At 43.5% G+C, this 17324-nt stretch carries 15 protein-coding genes; all 15 read right to left on the bottom strand.

Annotated elements, in window-relative coordinates; translation table 11 throughout:
• Positions 1 to 7 precede the first annotated feature (7 nt).
• The 15 genes from ACKA06_RS03615 to ACKA06_RS03545 all read right to left on the bottom strand — a co-directional run bounded on the left by ACKA06_RS03615 (position 8) and on the right by ACKA06_RS03545 (position 17305).
• Complete coding sequence (locus ACKA06_RS03615; RefSeq protein ID WP_411159008.1) at positions 8 to 4327, bottom strand: PolC-type DNA polymerase III; 4320 nt, start codon at positions 4325 to 4327, stop codon at positions 8 to 10.
• Between the two features lie 102 nt (positions 4328 to 4429).
• Positions 4430 to 6139 carry a proline--tRNA ligase gene (locus ACKA06_RS03610; RefSeq protein ID WP_411159007.1) on the bottom strand — a complete coding sequence of 570 codons (1710 nt, stop codon included), beginning with the start codon at positions 6137 to 6139 and terminating at the stop codon, positions 4430 to 4432.
• A gap of 193 nt (positions 6140 to 6332) precedes the next feature.
• A complete protein-coding gene (rseP, locus tag ACKA06_RS03605; protein WP_032088801.1) occupies positions 6333 to 7592 on the bottom strand; it encodes an RIP metalloprotease RseP in 1260 nt (419 codons plus the stop codon).
• 120 nt (positions 7593 to 7712) lie between these two features.
• Positions 7713 to 8858, bottom strand: coding sequence for a 1-deoxy-D-xylulose-5-phosphate reductoisomerase (gene dxr, locus ACKA06_RS03600; protein ID WP_032088802.1), 1146 nt, complete (start codon positions 8856 to 8858; stop codon positions 7713 to 7715).
• A gap of 37 nt (positions 8859 to 8895) precedes the next feature.
• A complete protein-coding gene (locus ACKA06_RS03595) occupies positions 8896 to 9681 on the bottom strand; it encodes a phosphatidate cytidylyltransferase (protein WP_032088803.1) in 786 nt (261 codons plus the stop codon).
• Positions 9681 to 10472: an isoprenyl transferase gene (locus ACKA06_RS03590; RefSeq protein ID WP_032088804.1), complete on the bottom strand. Its 792-nt coding sequence runs from the start codon at positions 10470 to 10472 to the stop codon at positions 9681 to 9683. The genes ACKA06_RS03595 and ACKA06_RS03590 overlap by 1 nt, the downstream gene beginning before the upstream one ends.
• A 497-nt stretch (positions 10473 to 10969) precedes the next feature.
• Complete coding sequence (frr, locus tag ACKA06_RS03585) at positions 10970 to 11527, bottom strand: ribosome recycling factor (protein ID WP_032088805.1); 558 nt, start codon at positions 11525 to 11527, stop codon at positions 10970 to 10972.
• Positions 11527 to 12252, bottom strand: coding sequence for a UMP kinase (pyrH, locus tag ACKA06_RS03580; RefSeq protein ID WP_032088806.1), 726 nt, complete (start codon positions 12250 to 12252; stop codon positions 11527 to 11529). Before pyrH ends, frr begins: the two co-directional genes overlap by 1 nt.
• Before the next feature lie 91 nt (positions 12253 to 12343).
• Complete coding sequence (gene tsf, locus ACKA06_RS03575; RefSeq protein ID WP_032088807.1) at positions 12344 to 13225, bottom strand: translation elongation factor Ts; 882 nt, start codon at positions 13223 to 13225, stop codon at positions 12344 to 12346.
• Between the two features lie 204 nt (positions 13226 to 13429).
• Entirely contained in the window at positions 13430 to 14137 is a 708-nt protein-coding gene (gene rpsB, locus ACKA06_RS03570) for a 30S ribosomal protein S2 (protein ID WP_411159006.1), read from the bottom strand.
• A gap of 157 nt (positions 14138 to 14294) precedes the next feature.
• Entirely contained in the window at positions 14295 to 14852 is a 558-nt protein-coding gene (locus ACKA06_RS03565; protein ID WP_058298428.1) for a hypothetical protein, read from the bottom strand.
• An 84-nt stretch (positions 14853 to 14936) separates the two neighbouring features.
• The gene (locus ACKA06_RS03560) at positions 14937 to 15695 is read right to left on the bottom strand and encodes a FliA/WhiG family RNA polymerase sigma factor (RefSeq protein ID WP_032088809.1); all 759 of its coding nucleotides are present in this window, start codon (positions 15693 to 15695) and stop codon (positions 14937 to 14939) included.
• Between the two features lie 27 nt (positions 15696 to 15722).
• On the bottom strand, positions 15723 to 16220 hold the full coding sequence (locus ACKA06_RS03555) for a chemotaxis protein CheD (protein WP_032088810.1): 498 nt from the start codon (positions 16218 to 16220) through the stop codon (positions 15723 to 15725).
• Positions 16217 to 16849: a chemotaxis protein CheC gene (locus ACKA06_RS03550; RefSeq protein ID WP_032088811.1), complete on the bottom strand. Its 633-nt coding sequence runs from the start codon at positions 16847 to 16849 to the stop codon at positions 16217 to 16219. The genes ACKA06_RS03555 and ACKA06_RS03550 overlap by 4 nt, the downstream gene beginning before the upstream one ends.
• A gap of 9 nt (positions 16850 to 16858) precedes the next feature.
• A complete protein-coding gene (locus ACKA06_RS03545; protein WP_032088812.1) occupies positions 16859 to 17305 on the bottom strand; it encodes a chemotaxis protein CheW in 447 nt (148 codons plus the stop codon).
• Positions 17306 to 17324: the final 19 nt, after the last annotated feature.

The raw sequence follows: 17324 nt of genomic DNA, 5'->3' as shown, positions 1-17324 counted from the left end.
GACGGGGCTAGAAGAGGGACAATTGGTTTTTATCGGGCAGACTTTCAAGACACCCGTGATTGTCCAGGTACTCGATGATGGTCTTCGACACCCGTCCTCTTTGTTGAAGATCTTCTTTAGAAAGGAATTCACCGTCTTTACGCGCCTTCACAATATTGATCGCCGCGTTCGTACCGAGTCCCGGTATGGAATTGAACGGAGGAATCAAGGAATCGCCATCGATGATGAACTCTGAAGCATGCGATCGGTAAAGATCCACCTTTTGAAATTTGTAGCCCCTCTCACACATTTCAAGTGCAAGTTCCAGAACTGTCAATGTATTCTTTTCTTTCGGTGAAGCATCCAGACCCTTGCTGTTGATCTCCTCGATCTTCGCACGCACAGCCTGGGAGCCTCTCACCATTGCTTCAATATCAAAATCCTCTGCCCTTACCGTAAAGTAAGCTGCGTAGTAAAGTAAAGCATGATGAACCTTGAAATAAGCGATCCTCACAGCCATAAGCACGTACGCTGCCGCATGGGCTTTCGGGAACATGTATTTAATTTTGAGGCATGAATCGATATACCAGTCAGGGACACCATTATTCTTCATTTCCTCTACCCATTCATCCTGCAGGCCTTTTCCTTTACGCACGAATTCCATGATCTTAAACGCAAGGGACGGCTCAAGCCCCTGATAGATTAGGTACACCATGATATCGTCACGGCAGCCGATTACTTCACTCAGGTTGCATATATTGTTGTGAATCAATTCCTGGGCATTCCCAAGCCATACATCGGTTCCGTGTGAAAGTCCTGAAATCTGGACAAGTTCCGAGAACGTAGTAGGTTTTGTATCTTCAAGCATCTGACGTACAAACCGGGTACCGAATTCAGGGATCCCGAGTGTTCCGGTTTTACACATGATTTGATCTTCTGTAACACCCAATGACTCTGTTCCACTGAAAATTTTCATTACTTCCGGGTCATCGGTTGGAATCGTTTTAGGGTCGATCCCGGATAAATCCTGCAGCATTCTGATGACAGTCGGGTCATCGTGACCCAGTATGTCCAGTTTCAGCAAGTTATCATGGATGGAATGGAAGTCAAAGTGAGTCGTTCTCCATTCTGAATTCTGGTCATCTGCCGGGAATTGGATTGGGGAGAAATCAAAGATATCCATATAGTCCGGGACTACGATGATCCCGCCGGGATGCTGGCCTGTCGTCCGTTTGACCCCTGTACATCCACTTACCAGCCTGTCTATTTCCGCTCCCCTGACTTGCAATGCATTGTCATTCGCGTAGCCTTTGACATATCCATAGGCAGTTTTTTCTGCAACGGTTCCGATTGTCCCTGCACGGTAGACATTATCTTCCCCGAACAGCACTTTTGTGTAATTATGAGCCTGAGGCTGATACTCACCCGAGAAGTTCAGGTCGATATCCGGGACTTTGTCCCCCTTGAAACCAAGGAAGGTTTCAAACGGAATGTCATGTCCATCTTTTTTATATGCGTGTCCACACTCAGGACAGTCTTTATTCGGCAGGTCAAAGCCTGAACCGACAGAACCATCATCAAAGAACTCCGATTTCTTGCATGCCGGGCACACATAATGCGGAGGAAGCGGGTTTACTTCGGTGATTTCTGTCATTGTCGCTACGAAGGAAGAACCGACAGATCCCCGGGAGCCGACAAGATATCCATCATCCAGCGATTTTTTAACCAGTTTATGTGAGATCAAATAAATGACCGCGAATCCATGGCCGATGATACTCTTGAGTTCTTTTTCAAGCCTGGCTTCCACAATTTCCGGCAGTTCTTCTCCATATATGCTCCTCGCCATCGCATAACTCATCCGGCGCATTTCTTCATCTGCACCTTCGATTTTTGGTGTATATAAATCATCTTTGATAGGTTTGATCACATCGACCATATCCGCAATCTTATTGGAATTTTCAACGACAATCTCCTTAGCTTTCTCCTTGCCAAGGAAAGAGAAGCAATCAAGCATCTCATTGGTTGTCCTGAAGTGCACATCCGGCAGCGAGTGTCGATTTAACGGATTTGCCCCGCCCTGAGACCCTACGAGGATCTGGCGGTATATTTTATCGGTTTCATTCAAATAATGAACATTCCCCGTCGCTACAACCGGCTTATCGAGCTTTTCACCAAGCTCAACGATATTCTTGATGATGTCTTCCAGGTTCTTCTGACTTTGCACCAGATCGAGTTCTATCAAGTGTTGATAGACCTCTTTCGGATGTACCTCCAAGTAGTCATAAAACTCTGCTGTGTCTTCGACTTCCGCTTTTCCTTTCTGCATCATGCCTTCAAACACTTCGCCCTTATCGCAGCCTGATCCCACCAGAATACCTGCACGGTACTTTTGCAGCTGGGAACGTGGGATTCTTGGAACTCTGTAGAAGTAATGCATATGAGAAATGGACACCAATTTGTATAAATTTTTAAGTCCTTCTTCATTTTGGGCAATCAATGTGCAGTGATAAGGTCTTGAGCGTTTATAAGCGTCGCCTTTACCCATATAATCGTTTAATTGATTATGATTGACAATGCCTTTTTCAAAGGCATCTTTAAGCATCTTCAATAATAGATATCCGGTAGCTTCCGCATCGTAGATCGCTCGGTGATGCTGGGTCAATTCCACATCAAATTTCTTGGCTAATGTATTCAATCGATGGTTTTTGAACTGCGGGTATAACAATCTGGCAAGTTCCAAAGTATCGATTACCGGGTTAGCCGCCTTGGAGAGACCTGCCTTTTGATATCCTGCATTCAAGAACCCCATATCAAACGAAGCGTTGTGGGCGACCAATATGTCATCGCCGACCCATTCATGATAATCATGAAGGACATCGTTGATTTCCGGTGCATTCTGGACCATATCATCTGTGATACCTGTTAAATCAATCGTGGTTGCAGACAGCGGATGGTGCGGATTCGCAAAGGACTCGTAACGATCGATGATCTCGCCGTCCTTGATCTTAACGGCTGCAAGCTCGATGATTGTATCGTATACCGCTGAAAGCCCAGTAGTCTCAACGTCGAAAACAACATAAACGGCATCTTCAAGCGGACGGTCGGTTTCGTTGTATCCGATCGGCACACCGTCATCCACGAGGTTAGCTTCAAGTCCGTATAAAACCTTGATATCATTCTTCCTGCTTGCACTATAAGCCTCAGGGAATGATTGTGCAACAGCATGATCCGTTATCGCGATTGCTTTATGTCCCCATTTCTTTGCCTGTGCAACAAGACTTGAAACAGAGCTGACGGCATCCATTTGGCTCATCGGGGAATGCATGTGCAGCTCTACCCTTTTCTCTTCTGATGGGGCAGTATCAAGGCGAAGTACAGGTTTGATCTCATTAACGTCGTTGGCAATCATGACAAGATCCCTGACGAATGTATCGTTTTGGATACTTCCCCGGCATCGCACCCACATACCTTTTTTCATGTTATTCATGACAGCTGCGTCTTCTTTATCCCTGGAGAACATTTTGACAAGGATTGAACTCGTATAGTCTGTTACTTTGAAGGTAAGGAGCGTCCTGCCGCTCCTGAGTTCCCTTGTTTCACAATCAAAGACATACCCTTCAATCGCAATGCGTCTTTCTTCATCGTAAATATCTTCAATCTTCCTGAAGTCAGCATCATCTTTAATTGAAAGACCAAGCATGAAGGGGCCGCTTGGAGCATCTGAAGCTTCTTCTTTCTCAGCTTTTTCCATTTCAATGAGAGCCTGCTTTGCTCTCTCCTGATCTTCTTTCATTTTTTCTTGAAGGAATTTTTCATAGTCATTATTTTGTTCATCCATTTTAGCAACTTCAGCATCAAGCACCAGTCTCGGAAAGCCGAAATTTTCGAATGCTGAACAAATGATTTCCCCGTACTTTCTTTTTAATTGCGCTGCTTCGGTATCGTTTGATGCCTTAACAACAATTTTGTTCCCGATTATTTCAGGTTTTTGAGTATTGAGCAGTTTCAATAGGGGAGGGGAAATCCCCTGGATTTCTTTTACGCACTCGCTCCAATAATCAAGTATGGCTTGTTCGGTTAATTCCATATTGAGCACTTTTAAACTGAAGCTCACATTGGCAATATGCTTGAAAGATGTCTGAAGGGCCATAGAAAAACGGCTCCAGACTTTACATGGAATCATTTCTTCAAGCGTAAAACTGAAATGCCACTTCCGTTCGCTTCGGTAAACTGAAAGTTTTTCTATCTCTGCATTGTTAAAGTATTTAACGAATGCATCTTCCGTCAGACCCAGCTGCTGCAACAGCAGTTGAAATCTTTCTTTTTTGCCGAGGGACTTTTCATCCATTTCCCTTTCCCCCACTTCTATAAATTATTTGTAATGTTGATAACTGAAGAAAAGGGCTGACGATAAGGATCATTGCTTCCCTAATGGTTCAGCCCTTTTATATTAAGAAAGTGTTTTGAATATATCTATCAGAGTCGATAAAAGATCATCTTTGTGAACCTCATGCATGTCGCCTGTTTTTCTAACTTTTAATTCAACAATGCCTTCTGATGCCTTTTTACCGACAGTGATACGGATTGGCAGCCCGATCAGATCTGAATCGGCGAATTTGACCCCGGGACGTTCGGCACGATCGTCCATCAAAACATCATAACGGTTCTTTCTAAGCTCTTCATAAAGTTCGTTTGCCAGATTGGCTTGATGCTCATCCTTCATGTTGATGGGAATCAAATGAAGATCATATGGTGATAAATCGGATGGCCACACCAGACCTCTATCGTCATTATATTGTTCTGCCACCGCTGCAAGAGTACGTGAAACCCCGATGCCGTAGCAGCCCATGATGATGGATTGAGCACGGCCGTTTTCATCAAGATACGTACTGTTCATGGCATCTGAATATCTTGTGCCAAGCTTAAAGACGTGGCCTACTTCGATTCCCTTTGCAAATGAAATGGTACCTTTTCCATCCGGTGAAGGGTCACCCTCCTGGATGAAACGTAAGTCACCGAATACTGCAGCCTGGAAGTCACGCTCAGGATTCACATTGACCAGGTGATACCCTTCCTCATTCGCACCCGCAATACCGTTGCGGACATATTTGACAGCCTGGTCTGCGACAATCTTTATCTTGTCCCCTGCAGTACAAGGGCCGATCGAACCGACAGTGCACCCCATGATTTCTTTCGTTTCTTCAGCAGAAGCAAGTTCCACTGATTCGGCATTCATGAAATTCTTCACTTTAATGTCATTTATTTCGTGATCACCGCGTGAAAGAATCAATACAAATTCTTCGTCCACTTTAAAGAGCAGTGACTTGATGCAATTCTCTCTAGATACTTCAAGGAAAGAAGCCACTTCTTCTATCGTCTTGACACCCGGGGTCGCGACTTTTTCTGTGTCCCTCATGTCCTCATTTGAAGATGAATACGAATCAATTACTTCAGCCATTTCGATATTTGCCGCGTATGTGGATTGATCAGAATAGGCAATCGTATCCTCTCCGACTTCAGACAGAACCATGAATTCATGAGTGTCCTTACCGCCCATTGCACCGGAATCGGCGATTACCGCCCTGAAATTCAGCCCGCAGCGCGTAAAAATATTTGTATAGGCCTGGAATATTTGCTCGTACGTATCATCGAGGCTTTCTGCTGATGAATGGAATGAATAGGCATCCTTCATCACAAATTCCCGTCCGCGCAGCAATCCAAAACGCGGACGCTTTTCATCCCTGTATTTCGTCTGGATTTGATAAAGCGTAAGAGGAAGCCGCTTATAGGACTTTATTTCATCTCTTACGATACTAGTAATCATTTCTTCATGGGTTGCCCCAAGTGCGAACTCACGATCATGGCGGTCATTCATGCGCATCAGTTCAGGTCCGTATGTGCCCCATCTTCCTGACTCTTTCCATAACTCGGATGGCTGGAGTGCGGGCATCAATAGTTCTGCTGCCCCGACGGCATCTAATTCTTCACGGACAATTTCCTCAACTTTTTTCAATACTCTTTTACCTAGAGGAAGAAAACTGTATATTCCGCTTGCATTTTGCCGGATGTATCCTGCACGCAGCAATAGCTGGTGACTTTTTATATCAGCATCTGCCGGAATTTCTTTCAGGGTAGGGATCAAAGTATTACGTTGCTTCATTTATTAGCACCTCAGTTACCAGATAATATATTTGAAAATGAAAATATGTAATTCATAAGAAAAGAACGGAGAAACACTCTCCATTCCCTTCTCCATTTTATCTTAAATGAACAGGCAGTACTACCCTCATTTTTAGTAGAAAGAGGTAGAAACTGCCTGTGAGTCTTCCGATATCCTTAAAGAATGGTATTTCTTACAAAAAGAATCGTTGTATATCATTCCACGTGACAACCAGCATGAGCACCATCAAGAGAGCGAACCCTACAAAATGGACCATCCCTTCCATTTGACGGTCGACCGGTTTTCCACGTACCGCTTCAATTGCAAAGAAAAGAAGTCGTCCGCCGTCAAGAGCAGGTATCGGGAGTAAGTTCATGATACCTAAATTGATGCTCAAAATAGCTGCCCATCTCATCAAATAGAAAATTCCGGATTTGGCTACAACATCTGTAGACTGATAAATTCCAACCGGTCCTGACAGCGCATCGATCGAGAATTCACCCGACACAAGCTTTCCAAGCAGGACGAATATCATCTTTGTCCATTCATACGTCTGCTCTGCACTATTGGTTACCACTTTCAAAGGAGATTTCTCAACTGGACTGTGCACCCCTATAATACCAATTTCTTTACCTTCTACTTCCTGGGGTTTAGGTGTGACGGAAAGCTCTTCTGTAGTTCCGCCTCGCTCAACGATGAAGTTTAGTTCATCGCCGGGGTGCTTTTGGATCACAGTCACGATGTCTTCCCAGGTAGAAATTTCTTTACCATCGATGCTTTGGACAACATCATTCTTCTGAAGTCCCGCTTCCCTGGCTGCTCCGTCGTCAGTCAGATTCCCCAGTACCGGATCATTTGTAGGCACGCCCTGCAGGAGTCCGACAAGCAGAAAGATAAAGAATGCCAGAATAAAGTTGAATAGTGGACCTGCAAAAATGGCCATTGCCCGTTTCGGCAGGGATTTAGAAGCAAACTGCCGGTCCCATGGTGCAATTTGTGTTTCAACACCGTCTTCAACGAAGACAGCCTCCCGGGAAATGTCAAATTTCTTCAGGATTTCATCTTCATCTTCCTCATATCCCCGGATAAACAATCCATGCTCCAAATCAGCGTCTTCCACTTCGATTACCCGTATATTCGGGTATCGGTCTTTATTATTCAGGACGATTTTTTTTATCTTTTCATCTCCGTCCATCACAAGACCGATTCGATGTCCAGCCTTCAATTCAACCATTTCCGGGTCTTCACCGGCCATACGGACGAAACCTCCGAGTGGCAGGAGTCTGATTGTGTATGTCGTTTCATCTTTTTTGAAAGAAAACACTTTAGGGCCAAAACCTATCGCAAATTCACGGCATAATATGCCTGCACGCTTAGCGAAAATCAAGTGGCCAAGTTCATGAAAGAAAACTAAAGCGCCAAAAATAACGATAAAGGCAATTACTGTTTGCAAATAAAAAACCACCTTTTAATAACCTGGTCTCTTCAGGCCTGATAAGTACAAATGTTCAACGAAAAAATGTCTCTTATAATACTACGTCAATGTACAAGCAATCATGCACAAGCCTGTTATTTAAATCCACCGTGAAACGGCTGATCTTGTTTGTCCATCAATTTCGCGAATGGTCTCGAGATCTGGATTCTGAATCACTTCATGCTCATCTAAAGCTCTTTCAATCAAATCTTCAATACCGAGGAACGATATTTTCTCTTCCAGGAATAAGGAAACCGCCGCTTCGTTGGCTGCATTCAAAACCGTTGTCATGCTCCCGCCGGTACGTCCTGCTTCATAAGCAAATTTAAGGCATCGAAAACGTTCGAAATCCATTTTCTCAAAATGCAGTTTCCCGATCTCAGCCAAATCCAGCCTCTTTGCTTCGTTGCGTTCCAAGCGGTCAGGGTATGTCAAAGCGTATTGGATCGGGACGCGCATATCCGGTGTGCCCAGCTGGGCCATGACGGAAGTATCGTGGAATTGTATCATTGAGTGAATGATACTTTCCCTATGCTGCAATACGTCTATTTTATCGTAAGGCATGTCGAACAGCCAATGTGCCTCTATCACTTCAAGCCCCTTATTCATCATCGATGCCGAATCAATGGTGATTTTAGCACCCATCGACCAGTTCGGATGATTGAGTGCCTCTTTAACCGTGACCCCCACAAGGTCTTCCCGTGAACGGTCCCTGAAGCTTCCCCCTGAAGCGGTGATGATCAATTTATCGATATTCTTTTCTTTTTCCCCTTGAAGTGCTTGGAAGATCGCAGAGTGTTCGCTGTCGACAGGTAATAATGCCACACCCTTTTCTTTTGCTGCTTCCATCACAATATGGCCGGCTGTTACCAGCGTCTCTTTATTGGCGATTGCAATTGTTTTGCCTGCTTCAATTGCCTGAAGCGTCGGATAGAGCCCGACACTGCCAAGCACCGCGTTAACAAGGATATCTGAATCCTGATGGCATGCCACCTGAACCAGTCCTTCTTCCCCCGATAAAATTTTAACGCCTGCAGAAACCTCATTCCTAAGTTTGTCAGCATCTTCTTTAAGCTGAACAGATACCAGAAGGGGGTTGAATTCTGCAATCATCTTTCTTGCTTCATCGATATTCTTCCCTGCTGAAAAAGCAGTCAGCTTGAATTCTTCAGGGTGTTCTCTTATTACCTCAAGGGTCTGAGTCCCGATTGAACCCGTTGCGCCCATCAAACTAATTTTTTTCAATACTTACTCTCCTCCCGCTCGTGCCCTTCATATCTTTTTATAAAAGGAAATAAAGAAGGGGTAAAACAAATAATAGACTGTCAAACCGGTCCAGCATTCCTCCGTGTCCCGGTAATAAGTGACCCGAATCCTTCACTTTATAATGACGTTTCAACGCTGACTCTACCAAATCCCCCATCTGACCAAAAATTGATAGTATGGCCGTGACCACGATCAATTTTGGTATCGACATATCCAAGTCACTGAAGAAAGTCATGATGACCCCGACGATGATGGCACATACCACTCCGCCGAGGAATCCCTCGATCGTTTTATTGGGACTGATATGGGGCCAAAGCTTTTTCTTTCCGATCGCCTTACCGATGAAGTAAGCCCCTGAGTCAGTAGCCCAGATAATGAACAGGGCATAAAACACAAACTGAACGCCCTCTTCAAGTCGGATCTCCATGAAATAATAGTATCCGATCCCGACATACAAAACACTCAGTAACGCAAAAGCCACATCATCAAAAGTAAATCGATTCTTTGTAATGACTGTAAAAGTCAGAAATATCAAGACTGCGAAAAAAGAAAGCTCAATCTTCGAATAGCCGATATTGCTGATGACCCCTATGTATAGATCGGGTATTAAGAATACCCATAATATTCCCAGAGATATCAATCCCGGTATGGAATAGATTTTAAACCCTCTCATCTTCAGTGCTTCATAGAGACTTATTGACGCAATCAGGTACATCAATATGATAAATGGAGATTTACCATAAAGGATGATGGGTAAAAATACCGCTGCTGCAATGATTGCAGTGATGATTCTTTGTTTCATTATGATTCCTCACTTTTTATACCGCCGAACCTTCTTGAACGACCTTGATACGCTTCAATTGCTTCAGTAAACTGTTCTTTACCAAAATCCGGCCATAAACACTCAGTAAACCAAAATTCCGTGTATGCCAGCTGCCAAAGCATAAAATTACTCAATCGAATCTCACCGCTTGTACGGATCAGCAGATCAGGATCTTTCAACTCTTTGGTCATCAAATAAGTTGAAAAAATTTCCTCATTCAATTGTTTTTCATCTAGTATGCCATTTTGAATGTCATTTAAGACATGTCTAATCGAATCAAGTATTTCTGCACGGCTTCCATAATTCAAGGCGAAGTTCAAAATAAGGCCATCATTGTCCTTCGTCGCTTCAATTGCCTTGCTTACTGCTTTTAATGTATGCGGAGGGATATCTTCTTTATTTCCCATCATCTTCACCTGCACATTTTCTTCAACCAGTTCAGGCAGGAACGTGCCCAGGAATTCTTCCGGAAGTTTCATAAGAAACTCTACTTCCATCTTGGGACGTTTCCAGTTTTCGGTCGAAAATGCATATAAAGTCAAAGCTTCTATCCCTAACTCATTTGCCAGTTTCGTAATTCTGCGTACGCATTTCATCCCTTCGTGGTGACCCGCAACTCTTGGTAGAGCTCTTTTCTGAGCCCAGCGGCCGTTGCCGTCCATGATGATGGCAACATGTCCCGGGATGGGATGCTTCACCAGTTCCTGGAAGCGTTCATCAACATCTTCACTATTTTGTTGTCGTTTCCATTGTTTAAGCTTGTTTAGCATAAGATTTCCTCCACCAACAATCCAAAAAATATTTACCTATACTATCATATCAAAAAACAAAGAAGATATCTTCAAGAAAATCCTTTATGCATCATTATCTACTTGTTGAGTATATTTAGAATTTCCCTTGAACACCGCTGTTGATTTCCGTGCAGGACATCGCTTTCCTCCGGTGACCCGTGAGCCTCCCGGCATTCTCGCAACAGTTTCCTGTCCAGCTCCGGCGGCTAGCCCCTCGAGGTCATAAGTCAAACCGCCAAGAAGGTAAAGAACGCCTTCTAAGCCAATTCGTCTTATGCCAAACCCCTCTCTTCAAAGCCCTTCCTCTTTTCTTATAGGAGTCTTCGTCTTGCACTCCAATCAAAAGCCGGAATGTACAGGAATCAGAGATAATTAGTTTGGAAATTTATTCATTTAAATATTATGTATTAAAAAGGGCTGTCCGATAAGGAATTTGAGTTCACTTATTGGACAGCCCCTTCATTTTATAAATTGGATCAGACTTCTAAGATTTCTTTTTCTTTCTCTTTTGCAATGTTATCGATTTTTGCAATGCTTTCGTCTGTAGCTTTTTGCACATCGTCAGAGTATCCGCGAAGATCGTCTTCCGTGATATCCCCATTTTTCTCTTTCTTTTTCAAATCGTCATTTGCATCGCGACGGATGTTACGGATTGCTACTTTTGCATCTTCTGCTTCTTTTTTAACCAGTTTGACAAGTTCTTTACGGCGCTCTTCCGTCAATGCAGGAACCACGATGCGAAGGATATTACCATCACTAGTCGGTGTGATTCCCAAGTCTGACTTCAGTATTGCCTTCTCGATATCGCCCAACGCTGATTTATCATACGGTTGAATAACAAGCATTCTTGCTTCTGGAATAGAGATACCAGCCAATTGATTTACGGGCGTCGGAGCACCGTAATAATCAACTGTGATTTTATCAAGCAACGAAGCATTGGCTCTTCCCGCACGGATGCTCGCCAATTCCCGGGAAAATGTTTGAATGGCTTTTGTCATTCTTTCCTTTGCATTTGCAATGATTGTATTCGGCATTATGCTTTCCCCCTAACGATTGTTCCAATATTTTCACCTGTAATGGCTCTTTTGATATTTCCGTCTTCCATAATAGAAAATACAATAAGTGGTATGTCATTGTCCATACATAAGGATGATGCAGTGGAATCCATAACAGCAAGTCCTTCTTTCAGTACATCCAAGTAAGAAAGTTCCTCATACTTGACTGCTGATTCATCCTTTTTAGGATCTGCGGAATAGACACCGTCAACATTATTTTTCGCCATAAGGATTACTTCGGCTTCGATTTCAGCTGCACGCAGAGCTGCTGTTGTATCAGTTGAGAAGTAAGGGTTCCCCGTACCTGCAGCAAAGATGACAACCCGTTTTTTCTCTAAATGACGTATGGCTCTCCTTCTGATATAAGGTTCTGCAACTTGACGCATATCAATTGAAGTCTGGACTCTGGTTTCGATTCCGATCTGCTCCAGGCTGTCCTGAAGGGCAAGGGAATTCATGACGGTCGCAAGCATCCCCATATAGTCTGCCGATGCACGATCCATTCCCATTTCACTACCTATTTTACCACGCCAGATGTTTCCCCCGCCAACCACAACGGCAACTTCCACACCCAGCTCGGCAATTTCTTTCACTTCTTCTGCTACGTTTTTAATCACTGATGGATTGATGCCAAAGCCGTCATTACCGGCAAGAGCCTCTCCACTCAGTTTAAGAACGACACGTTTGTATTTAGGAACGCTCATGGGAACCTCCATATGTAATAGAATTTTTCTTGAAAAATAGGGAACACGCCAGGTGTTCCCTACTTAGAGATGTATAACTTCCTTAATCCGATTACTTCTTAACTTGGCTCATTACTTCTTCAGCAAAGTTGTCTTGACGCTTTTCAAGACCTTCACCAACTTCGTAACGGATGAAGTCTGTTAAAGTAGCTTTGTTGGACTCAAGATATTGGCGTACTTTTTGGTCAGGATTCTTAACGAAAGCCTGGTCAAGGATACAAATATCTTCAAAATACTTCCCAAGGCGGCCTTCCACCATTTTCTCAACGATATTTTCAGGCTTGCCTTCGTTAAGTGCCTGCTGCTTAAGAACTTCACGCTCACGCTCTACTTCTTCAGCAGATACTTGATCACGAGAAACATATTTAGGATTTAAAGCAGCTGCGTGCATAGCTACGTCTTTCGCTACATCTGCATCAGTTGTACCTTCAACTACAGAAAGAACGCCGATGCGGCCTCCCATGTGCAGGTACTCACCAAAAGCTGCATTATCGCCTTTTGTGCGGATTTCAAAACGGCGCAAAGTGATTTTTTCACCGATTTTTGCAATTGCTGTGTTGATGAATTCAGTAACTGTAGAACCATTTTTCATCTTTTGATCCATAGCTTCTTCTACAGATGCAGGTTTTTCAGATAGTAAATGCTCCGCAAGTTCACTTACTAATTTTTGGAAGTTTTCGTTCTTTGCAACGAAGTCGGTTTCAGCATTCACTTCAAGGATGATTGCAGTGTTGCCTTCACTTGTAATGAAAGTAGTACCTTCTGCAGCGATGCGGTCAGCTTTTTTAGCTGCTTTCGCGATTCCTTTTTCACGAAGGAAATCAATTGCTTTGTCCATATCTCCGTCAGTTTCAGTTAACGCTTTTTTACAATCCATCATACCAGCGCCGGTTTTTTCACGAAGTTCTTTAACCATTTGTGCAGTAATTGCCATAGTGGGTTTCCTCCTTAGTTTAACTATGTAGACAGTAAAAATCTTGTTCGTCAGTAGTCAGTATTAGCGATAGGACGCATGTTCATTCCACTGCCTTCAAGACTTCTGTCGTGAACCGATATCCCGTTGATTAACGAATATCGAAGGGGCATACTCTTTAAAAAAAGGTGATAAGGGTAAGTCCCTCTTATCACCTTCTAATGATTACTCAGCTGCTACAGCTGCTTCTTCACCTTGCTTAGCTTCTAAAATAGCATCTGCCATTTTACCCGTAAGAAGCTTAACTGCACGGATCGCATCGTCATTCGCAGGGATGACAACATCGATTTCATCCGGGTCACAGTTTGTATCAACAATACCCACGATTGGGATGTTCAATTTACGAGCTTCTGCTACAGCAATACGCTCTTTACGAGGGTCGATGATGAATAGTGCATCAGGCAGTGTATTCATATCTTTGATTCCGCCTAGGAATTTAACCAAGCGTTCGTGTTCTTTCTTAAGTTGAACTACTTCTTTCTTTGGAAGCACATCAAATGTTCCGTCTTCTTCCATCTTTTCGATTTCTTTAAGACGTGCAATACGCTTTTGAATTGTTTCAAAGTTAGTAAGTGTTCCACCCAACCAGCGTTGGTTGATGTAGTACATGCCTGCACGTTCTGCTTCGTCTTTAACAGATTCCTGTGCTTGCTTCTTAGTTCCAACGAAAAGAACTTTACCGCCGTTACCAGCTAATTCTTTTACGAAGTTATAAGCTTCTTCTACCTTCTTAACTGTCTTTTGAAGGTCGATGATGTAGATGCCGTTACGCTCTGTGAAGATGTATCTCTTCATTTTCGGGTTCCAACGGCGAGTCTGATGTCCGAAATGTACACCAGCTTCTAGTAATTGTTTCATAGAAATTACTGACATGTGTGTTTCCTCCTAATGGTTTTAATTTTTCTCCTCCGTTTCCGTCATCTTGGAGCAGAAACTATCCTGCTGAATAGCACCATCCACTCAATCGAGAAACGTGTGTAGTCACACCATGAATACTATAGCATACCTCTTTTGCCCAATCAAGGATTTATTACGACTTTTGATTAAATTTAATAAGAAGTTCAATCTCGGTTTTTCCTTTTCCGAGTTTTTTTGCTATATCTTCAACCGACTGTCCCTTTTCGTAAAACTTTAATACCTGCGCTGTAAGGGTTCCTTCTTCGTCTGTTCCAAATGAGTCAGGAAGCGGCGGGGACCAGCCTTCCCCGGGATCCGACACTTCGCCTGAAGAATTATTCTTATACGCTTTTGCAGCATTAAGGCGTTTATTGGCGGGTGAAAAGGGTTTTTCATCAGCAGAATGAGCTCCGGTATGTCCCTCAGGGTCTGTACCTCTTGCAGCACTGCTGCCTTCCCGTTTATGGAAACTTTCAATAAAAGCATCATTCTCTTCTTTCATTTCTATGAGGTATGCTGATATCGTTTCTTCCATCTCTTCAATCATTTTCCCCTGGCGCCTTTCCAAATCAACATACCTGTTCTGCCTTGTATAGAGAATGACGATGGCAAGGAGACAAATGATATTGAGGAGAAACGATACAAACAACAAAAAAGTGGACATGATATCACCTTTTCTTAATTTTGGCATAAAAAAGACTGTCCTTTTTCATAAGAAGACAGGAACAGCCTTTCAGTCTCACAAATCTACTCTGTTATTACTCCTTTCAGACAGTCAGGAGTCAAGAAGGTTTCGCAATTTAAAAATGGCTTTTGAATGTATTTGTGAAATCCTGGACGTCGAAAGTTTCATGATTTCACCGATCTCTGTCAGCGTCAATTCCTCTTTATAAAATAAACTTAACACAAGTTGTTCTTTTTCTGATAGTTTTCCAATGGTCAGTTCCAGCTCTGTCAAACTCTCCCCTTTTAAGATTTCCTCTTCGGGGGAGAGTGTTTTATGATCCTTCAATGAATAACTCTGGGTCTCATGCTCTTCATCTTTCAGCTGGTCATCCATGGATAATACATTGGCAAAAAAATGTTCATTGGTTGTCTGATAGACATCCTCTGCTGACATTTCCAATTCCCTTGCTACTTCTTCTGCACTTACATGTCTGAGATGCCTTTGTTCAAGTTCAAGGATTTTCGATTCGATTCTTTTGGCTTTATCCCGTGTCGATCGGGGGAGCCAATCTTCTTTCCGTAAACCATCGAGGATTGCTCCCCTTACCCGGAATGAAGCATATGTATCAAATTTCAAATCCCTGGAAGGGTCGAATTTTTGAAGGGCGTCGAGTAATCCCATCAACCCGAGACTTTTAATATCTTCTCTCGAGACGTTTTTAGGCAGACCGACTGAAATCCGCGCGACATGGTAGGACACAAGTGGCATATATTTCTTCACCAACAAATCACCCGCCTCTGTATCGCGGTTTGATATCCATTTATCCCAATAGTGTTGTTCCTCGGTTCGAGCGGGCTGCTGAGACATAAGACTCCTCCTCCATAAATTTTTGACCTACAATAGTTTAATTCCCTCATTCACGGTCCTTACCTGCAGGGTGAAATCCGAAACAAAGAATTCAATTGTCCTCCCTTTGCTTCCTCCTACATCCTCCCCGATGACGGGTATGTTGTTTTTCTCAAGTATTTCTCTCACAGCTTCTACATTCCGGGGACCAATTCTCATCAAGTCGCTCTTTGATGAGAGCTGAAACATCTGGGCTCCTCCGGCCATTTTACACTTCAGCCGGTGGATGGCAGCCCCCATCCCCTTCAGTCTGCGAATCAATTCCTCCACGCCTGAATCTGCATATTTAGCTGAGTTCAGCGGCTTCTCTTTGGCAATCGTGGAACTTGGGAGCATGACATGCACCATGCCGGCAATCCGTACGGTATCGTCATATAAAACGACCCCTACACAAGAACCCAATCCCGTAGTTCGTATCGAACCGATGCGCCTTACAGTATTCAAATCAGCGATGCCTACTTTTACGACAGTTTCTATCAGTGTCATCCTTTTACTCCAAGCGATTGAAATATGACATGAAGTGAATCGGGATCGGGGAGCAGGAAGAAATGACCGTTCACACTTTCAGATCCCGCTCCCACCTCTTTTATGGCAGTATCGATTACAATTGCATAATCACTCACCTGAGAGATTTCGATCAAGCCGAAACTAATGACTGCCCCAGCCATATCCATTGTCAAAGATGGTACAGAAGGCTGCAGGTTCAGCTGTGTAAAGTCCGCCAGTGAAGAAAGATAAGATCCGGAAAGTATATTTCCCAATTCCTGCATGGCCGACAGGCCCAGTTCGGAAGGGTTTCTGTCTTCAAAAGAAAATTGATCATCGCGGAGCATGGATTGTATAAAAGCTTCTGCCTGATCGAGGGAGAGAATAAAAAACATGCTGCCCGGAGCGTCGCCTTCTATCCTCAGAAAGATGCTTACCACCACATTGTCAGCACCGCCGGCCATTTCCATCATTTCATCAAAAGAAACGATTTTAACACTGGGGACTTTCATATCAATCTGTTTATCCAGTAATACCGATAATGCTGTGGCTGCATGGCCGGCTCCGATATTGCCTATCTCTTTTAGTAAATCGAGATGAAATGAGTTTACAGTACGTTCATATCCCATGGACTCCTCCTACAATGCTTCAAGGATTTTATCGAGGTGAAGTAAAATAAGCAGCCTTCTGTCTTTTTTTACTACTCCGCCGATGTATTCTGCTTCCACCACCCCTACTACTTCAGGGGGCGGTTCTACCGCTTCCTTTGAAACATCCAGTACATCATTGGCTGCATCTACAATCAAACCTACTTCTTTGTCCTCAGACCCAGCGATGATGACCCTGGTGCTCTCGGTCGTTATCGATGCGCTCAGCCCGAACTTGGATCGCAAGTCGATGATAGGGGTGACGACTCCGCGTAAATTTATGACTCCCTTTACATATGCGGGAGTCTTGGGAACCCTCGTTATATGTTCAAGCTTTTCGATTGACCGCACTTGATTGACAGGAATGGCATATTCCTTATCGACCAATTGAAATACGATAAGTTTAAGATCTTCTGTTATTGTAGTCGTCTCATTCATTTTTGACTGCCCCCTGTTC

The sequence above is a fragment of the Rossellomorea oryzaecorticis genome (genome assembly GCF_045897515.1).
In the GTDB taxonomy this organism is placed as follows: Bacteria; Bacillota; Bacilli; order Bacillales; family Bacillaceae_B; genus Rossellomorea; species Rossellomorea enclensis.
This window is presented reverse-complemented; position numbering and strand designations above follow the sequence as displayed.